5 protein-coding genes and 2 pseudogenes are annotated in these 6991 nt (G+C 69.2%); 4 read left to right on the top strand and 3 right to left on the bottom strand.

Translation table 11 applies throughout. The features are described 5' to 3' along the window. Window positions 1-78: 78 nt before the first annotated feature. From G9H71_RS25605 to G9H71_RS20185, 4 genes and pseudogenes are all read left to right on the top strand, one after another. Window positions 79-288 (top strand): annotated as a pseudogene (locus tag G9H71_RS25605) (relaxase); the annotation flags it as partial. A 220-nt stretch (window positions 289-508) separates the two neighbouring features. Then, window positions 509-1492, top strand: coding sequence for a hypothetical protein (locus G9H71_RS20195; protein WP_166284584.1), 984 nt, complete (start codon window positions 509-511; stop codon window positions 1490-1492). 639 nt (window positions 1493-2131) lie between these two features. Next, window positions 2132-2971, top strand: coding sequence for a hypothetical protein (locus G9H71_RS20190; RefSeq protein WP_166284583.1), 840 nt, complete (start codon window positions 2132-2134; stop codon window positions 2969-2971). Between the two features lie 156 nt (window positions 2972-3127). Then, the gene (locus G9H71_RS20185) at window positions 3128-4546 is read left to right on the top strand and encodes a hypothetical protein (RefSeq protein ID WP_231135175.1); all 1419 of its coding nucleotides are present in this window, start codon (window positions 3128-3130) and stop codon (window positions 4544-4546) included. Window positions 4547-5098: 552 nt separating this feature from the next. On the opposite strand, the gene G9H71_RS20180 is transcribed toward G9H71_RS20185, so the two are convergent. The 3 genes and pseudogenes from G9H71_RS20180 to G9H71_RS20170 form a co-directional block, all read right to left on the bottom strand. Then, on the bottom strand, window positions 5099-6349 hold the full coding sequence (locus tag G9H71_RS20180; protein WP_166284581.1) for a toprim domain-containing protein: 1251 nt from the start codon (window positions 6347-6349) through the stop codon (window positions 5099-5101). A gap of 30 nt (window positions 6350-6379) precedes the next feature. Beyond that, a complete protein-coding gene (locus tag G9H71_RS20175) occupies window positions 6380-6655 on the bottom strand; it encodes a hypothetical protein (protein WP_166284580.1) in 276 nt (91 codons plus the stop codon). Continuing rightward, a pseudogene (locus G9H71_RS20170) lies at window positions 6652-6991 on the bottom strand (hypothetical protein); the annotation flags it as partial. The gene G9H71_RS20175 and the pseudogene G9H71_RS20170, both read right to left, overlap by 4 nt.

Here is a 6991-nt window from a genome sequence, read left to right as displayed (position 1 = left end):
GCGCGCGACTTCCGCGACCTGATCGCGGCCCTGGAGGCGCCCCTGAAGGCCGCGAGCGTCGGCGCCGAGGCCAAGCCGGTGTACCACCTGGTGCTGCGCAACCACGCCGACGACCGGGTCCTCACGGACGCCGAGTGGGGCGAGGTCGCGGCCGACATGCTGGACCGGACGGGCATCGCCCCGGCCGGCGACCTGCTCGGCGCGCGGTGGATCGCGGTCCGCCACGCCGCCGACCACGTGCACGTGGTGGCCACTCTGGTCCGCCAGGACGGCAAGCGGATCCGCCCGCAGAACGACTTCAAGAAGCTGCGCGACGGCGCGCACGCGGCCGAGGCGAAGTACGGGCTGTCGGTCAGGACGGCCCCTGCGGACCGCACGTCCGAGCCTCCGCCGACTCGCGCCGAGACCGAGCAGGCGGCCCGGACTGGCAGCACAGAGGCCCCCCCGGGACACCCTGCGCCGGGCCGTCCGCGCCGCAAGCGCGCAGTCCGGGAGCCTGGAGGAGTTCGTGGCGAAGCTGGGAGCGCAAGGCGTGCGGGTGCGGCTGCGCGAGTCCGAGCGCACCCCCGGCGAGGTCACCGGCTACGCCGTCGCCCTCGACGGGCAGGTCGGCAAGGACGGCCAGCCGGTGTTCTTCGGGGGTGGCCGGCTCGCCTCGGACCTCACATTCCCCAAGCTCAAGGCGCGCTGGAACGGGCCTCAGTCCGACGCGCCGACCCCTGGCGACGAGGCGCTCGCGGCCTCCCGCGGGAAGGCTGGACCGGGCGACACCGCGACGCCCGGGCCGCAGTACGGCGCCACGGGGCGCCGGCTGCACGGCGCTTACCGGCCCTCGCCGGAGGAGCGGCGCCGGGTCTTCATGAGCGCCGCGTCCGCCGCTCGACAGGCCGCCGAGCACAGCGGCCGGGCCGTCGAGTCGGGCGACACCGCTGGGGCGGCGGACGCGGCCTGGGCGGCGTCGGACTTCCTGACGTCGGCCGCGAGGGTCCTCGAGCCGCAGCGGCCCGGGCCGGTCACGGCGGCCGCACGACGTTTCGAGCGCGCAGCCCGGGAGGCCTACGGGCGCGTCCCCGCGCCTTCGCAGGCCGGCCACAGCCTGCGCGCCGGCGCCCGCGCCCTGGCCTCAATCCGCAAGACGATGGCTCCGGAATCCCGTCAGGTCCTCGCGCTGATGGCGCAGATGTACGCCCTCATCTCCTCGGTGACACGCGTGCGCGAACAGCAAGAGCGGGCAGCCCAGGCTGCCGCCGCGCGAGATGCGGCGCGCGAGCTGCGCGGCGAGTACCAGCGCCTTGCCATCGCACAGCCGGGGAGCGCAAGCGCGGCGCGGCAGGCATGGGAGGACCGCCAGGCCGCCGAGGCCGCTGCTGCACCGACCGCGACCACGCCCACAACGCCCGCACCTGGCCCCGGCCAATGGCCGCCGCCCCCGACACCAGGGGCAGCCCTCAAGCCCTGGGAGCGACGCCGCGGCCCACAGCGAGGCTGCTAGTTCGCGCCACCTGAGTCGGCGCCGCGACGCCCAGTTCAGCCATCGCCGCCCGGTCGGCGGCATTTCCGGATGCGTCAGACCGGCCCGAGCAGGGGTTGAGAACCGGGCGGGTTGGCGTAACCCGGCTCCCCAGGGGAGGTTCCCTCGGGAGTCGGTCCAGACGATCTGAAGAACGGGGACGTCCTCGCCGAACAAGTCGTGCACCGCAGCCAGGGCCGAGGAGTCAGTGTGAACCGCCCCGGGTCTGGTGGAGGCGGTGCAGGACCTCGGCCAGGTCGTTGCCGTGGTTGAGCAGCCGGTCGCCCTCACGGAGCTTGCGGACCACCTGCTCGGGAGTGTGCCGATGCCGCTTTGTGATCGTCGTCCTCGCCCACCAGCCTGGGCTCTCGGACTCTTACATCAGCTGGACGATTCCGATGGGATCACGCTAGGAGTGCCGGTCGCCCCCGACGCGGCGCGCGGCCGGCGGACGCCTCGACGCATTCCGCCTTCCCGCACGCTGCTCAAAGCCGCTCGAGTGGCAGCACATGCGGGACCCCGTGACGCCCAAGGCAGTGTTGCCCTGGCCCTAGCCATGGAGCCTGACGGGGGCGCACGATGAACTCGACTGAACCCGGGGGAGGAGCAATGAACTTGCGGGTGCATGACCTGCTTCTTGGACTTGGCAGGAGGCTGCTGCGGCCTGTTCCCGTGCACGAGCAGCCGCATGCTGTACCCTTCGAGGCAGAAACAGCGGTCGTTGGAGAGCGCTTCGTTGAGGGTCTCGCGACACGGCTCGGCGGTGCCTACACGATTGGGGCGGCCACCGGCCTCATGGATGACTTCAATCAGCTGCGAAGCCCGATCTTCGATCCAACACAAGTACATGCCACGGTGCGCGACTTCTACGAGCATACCGATCGATACGAGATGCGGTTGCAACCTGCCTGGCACCCTTTGGCTCGCCTCTTCTTCATCTTTTTCAGAAGTACGGTCTCGCAACCAATCCAGCAGTTCTGCTTCCCGGTGAGCCAGGCGGAGGCCGCCCAAGGCCTAGGCTCTCGCATCGACACACTCGATGTTGACCTCGATGGGCGAATTGACGTCCGAGCCTGGGTGCGTGTTGCTTTGTCGTCGAAGAAGCCGATGTACGTCGGTATATACACAGTCTACCGACCCTCCGGCTCGGCGGCGGCATACATCAGCGTCGGCTTTCCGCTGCCTGACGCAAACCTGACTGCCACGTTGCGCCCAAGTGCGACGCCATCCGGCGGGCTACTCCTCCGCAGTCGGATCAGGGGCGACACCACTCCCGGAGACTACTTGTGCGACGCAGCCCCTGACGAAGAGCTGCGAGTGCGCCGCCTCAGCTTCCTGTCAGAACGAATACACGTTCATGTGGACGAGCAGGGGCTGAAAACGGAGCATGACTTTTACTGGTGGGGTCTGAGATTCCTTCGCCTCACGTACAGCCTGAGCAGTAGAAAAGTCGATGACTGACGCTTCAATCCTGTTCGACATGGGAGGTGATGCGCAGAGTAGAGAAGCAGGGTCTTCGCTCTTGATTCGCCGCTCCGTCTACCTGGAGACGACATGCGCATCCGTAGCGTGAGAAATTGGGTACACCCTGGTAGCTCAGCCCCGCGCCTTCTTAGGGTGTCTATTGGCCTTATTATCACCTTGGCGCTTTCTATTGTTGGCGCCCTGGCCGCCGATGGGGTGCAAGGCACCCTTTCGTTCGCACTCATCGGCGTGCTCCTCACACTAATGTGGGAACTGATGAATAAAGTCTCGGACGTCTCGAAGCAGGGCTTTGGCAAACTCGAAGACTATGAGGCGCGGTGGGCTCGTTCGGCGCAGCTACTTGACCGCATCTACACCCTACCTGAAGCACTGGTGGGACCAGAGCTACGACGACTCGACGCCCACCTGAACGCCCGCCTCGTTGCACAGGATAAGCCTGTATACGCGAGGGCGCTCGCGCACCGTATGGAGATGCTGGGGGCGTGGTTGGACGAGGTCGTTGAAGGGCGCCTGACGCTCGACAATAGCTTCCGGGGTGAGTTGCTACTCGAAGCCGCACGCAACTGCAACGAGATCCTGCGTGGCGTCACAAGAGGCGAGCAAACCTTAGAGTGGTGGTGCGGCACAGATGGACAAGAGTACGAAAGGCTGAATCTCGACGCTGTCAAGCGATCAACGCCGGTTCGGGTTATCAGAGTCTTCGTCGGCAAGCCTCGTCCTCCCCGGTTTCTTGAAATGTGGCGGAAACTGGTTCTCGAACAGGTGGAGGCGGGGATAGACGTCTGGTTCATCGACAACGACGAGGCGGCCGCGTTGGGTCCTGTCAACGATATGACAATATTTGACGACAGGCTGCTCCATAAGGTTGTTTCGGTCTGCGGCGGTGACCCGCTTGAAGTTCTTTACAGCGTCAAACCACAGGACATTGCCGACCAGGTCGCGCTCTTCAAGCGGCTCTTGAGTCGCGCGCACAAGCTTGATGCTTCCTCGCCTCTACTCCGCTCGGACTCGCCACACGCACCACGTCCGCGGTCGACGGCTTCGGGCATGGAGGAGTTGTTACGGAACGTCTTCGTGCAAGCTATGCCGCCTGCGTTCATTAAGAGGTGGGACCACGAACGGACCGAGACGCTGATTGAGTCAGCGGCCCTGGGGCTGTTTCAGGTCCCGGGTGCAAGTGAGCAGCAGCGCCTTGCCTGGGACCCCGAAGTGTCGTCGATACTGGCAGACCATGCTCAGGGAGATCAGCAGGCCCTTCTGCGAGGGGTCTCACGGCAGCTTGAGTTGGTAGCCGTTCCGCCAGGCGGGCGGCCTAAACCAGTTTTGACAACAAAGACGAGAATCGAGAGTGGTCGCGCACTGTATATTGCTGGATGGTATGTCCCCGTGGACAGCTTAAGTTTGCCTTCTTCTCGAGGGGACTTGTTCGCCCGCGAGGAGTCGTCGCAGGTGGTGTGCGAACTCCGTGAGGTTGGCGCGGGAGCTGGCCTGCATATCACGATCGGGGAGTCGCTGCGGTCGCTGATGCTCAATCAATCAGCCTCGCGCTAAGTCGAGAGGAGTTAGTCATCGGGCTGCACCGTTCGAGGCGCGCGAACGACTCTGGCCCAACATAGGGCGCCAGCCCCTGGCGGGCGACGACCGCTCCCACCTGCGCAGCGGGGGCACTGATGATTACGCGGTCGCTCATTCGGGTGCCCATGGTGCCGCCAGCGCTCGCTGCGCTGGGGAGGGCGTCGAAAGGGTGCTCGTTGGGCAGGCTGCGGAAAGGGCCGCCAACCTGCTCGTCGACGAACAGGTGCGGCCGCTGGTGGACCGTGACCCGGCAACTCATGCGCCAGGGCAAGCAAAAGTGACGAGCGTGAAAGGTCACCTCGTCGCGGGTGCGAAGCGGCACGCGCCCCTGCTGGTGGTGGCGCATTCGCCACTGCCAGCGAGGGAGGCAGCGTGCACGTCGACGTCCACTCCAGGTCGAAGGCCACAGAGGGGGGGCGGCGATGTCGTTCAGCACCTCGATCACCACGGCCGTCGGGAGCTTGGGAGCCGAATTCACCGCCCAGTCGGTCACTCCCTCACGCGTGCTGGCTGAGCGCACACGTCGGGCTATCGGAGGCGTCGTCCGGAGGCCGCGAGCTGAGCGATCGCGGGCGCCGGGGCGGCAGTGACCGGGAGAGGGTTGTCGAGCCTGGGAGCGCCGGAGAGGGGGGCGGGGTAGGCGGTGGCGGCGAGTGAGGCAGCGGTGGCCGGGGTGGTCATCTGGCGCTGCGAGGGCTCGTCGCTACCGGCTCGCCCCCGGGCATCGCCCCCCGCGGTCTGCGCTGCGAGGTACTCCCGCATGAGCAGGTCGTGGTCGAGGCCGTGTGCTGACGCGAGTTCGTTCATCTGCCAGCGAGCGACGGCGGGCGGAAGGTCGGCGAGGATCGGAGCGACAGCGCGAGCGGCCGCGACGCGGCCCTCGGCCCACTGCAGCCGGTCGCGGTGGCGGCTGACGGTGTCCCCGAGCACGGCCGCCACGAGAGGCCGGGTCTGCGCGGCGGCGAGCGATGACGCGAGGGTGGCGGGCCCGTACTGGGCCAGCAGGTCGGAGGGGTCGTGGCCCGGGACGCCGGGGGCGCGGTCGGGGTGCACGCCGGCGGCGCGCAGCAGCGGGTACGCCGCCAGGGCTGCGGCGCGGCCCGCCTCGTCCTCGTCCGGGGCGACGATGACGCCCCGGCCGACGGCCGAGGCGGCGATCAGATGGGCCTGGTGCTGGGTCAGCGCCGTGCCACCGGGGGCCACGCCGTAGTACCTGCCGGGATCGGCGGAGGTGACGGCCAGGACGTCCCAGCGACCCTCGACGAGGACCGGGACGGCGCCCGCCGCGCGGCCGTCCAGCTCGGGCATGGACCCGAGCCCGAACACGTGCTCGCCCTTGCGGTAGATCGGCGTGGCGGGGGAGTCGAGGTAGCGCGGCGGCGCGCCCTCGGCGCCGGCGTTGGGGTCGAGGGACCGGCCGCTGAAGCCGACGACGTGGCCGAGCTCGCCGGCGGGGGCGGCGCTGGTCACGGGGAACATGACCCGGTCGCGGAAGCGGTCGACCACGGTGTCGCGCGAGGTCTTGAGGCCGAGGCCGGACTCCAGGAGCTGCTCATCGGTGTAGCCGAGCCCGCGCAGATGGCTCGTCAGGGCCGTCCAGGAGGGGGCGGCGTAGCCGACCTGGTACTTGGTGAAGGTCTCGGTGGTGATGCCGCGCCGCTGGACTTCGGAGAGGAAGCGGGCGATGTCGCGGTTCTGGGCGCCGCCCCAGCCGCGGGTGTAGAAGCGTTGGGCCTGGTCGTGCATGGCGTAGAGCTGGGCGTGGTCGGTGGGGCTCATGAGCGGTCTACCTCCTGGCTCGGGGTGCCTCTAGGGGCGGGGTGAGCGGGGTGGGGGAGGGCTGCCGGCGGTCGGTGCGGCCTCCGCTGGGGTGCCGACGAGGTCGGCCGGGGCGGGGGTGCCGAGGGGCAGTGGGTACGCGACGGCGGCCAGGCGCGGCGCCGGCGACGGTGCGGCCTGGCCCTCGTGAAGCGCGGCCTTGACGTGCTCGAGGATGGGCAGCGGGGCGGTGTCGGCGTCGGCGCCGAAACGGCCGGGTGCCGCCATGTCGGTAGCCCCCGGGTCGTGGTCGAGCGGCCCGGTCACGGGCGGGCGGCTCGCCGGCGAGGCGCCGCAGGTGCCGGGGTGGCCGGCGACGGGACCGCCGCGGCGGCGGTCACTCCGGCGTCGGCCGCAGTGGCGGGGGCCGCCTGGCCGGCCACGGCGGCTGTCGCTCCGAGGGTGGCCTTGGCAGCCTCAGCACCCGTGGAGGTGACGGGCTGGGGGTAGGCGATCGCTGCGAGCTCGGCAGCGTTGGCCCGCCCCTCGCGGGCGGAGGCGCCATCGACGGAGGCCGCAGCCGCGGGCTGGCGCGAGGCCTGCACCCCGGCGGCGTGCTCATCGACCCGCACGGTGCGCGGGTCGTCCGAGGTCGCTGCGGCC

It is taken from the genome of Motilibacter deserti (genome assembly GCF_011250635.1).
Lineage (GTDB): Bacteria > Actinomycetota > Actinomycetes > Motilibacterales > Motilibacteraceae > Motilibacter_A > Motilibacter_A deserti.
This window is presented reverse-complemented; position numbering and strand designations above follow the sequence as displayed.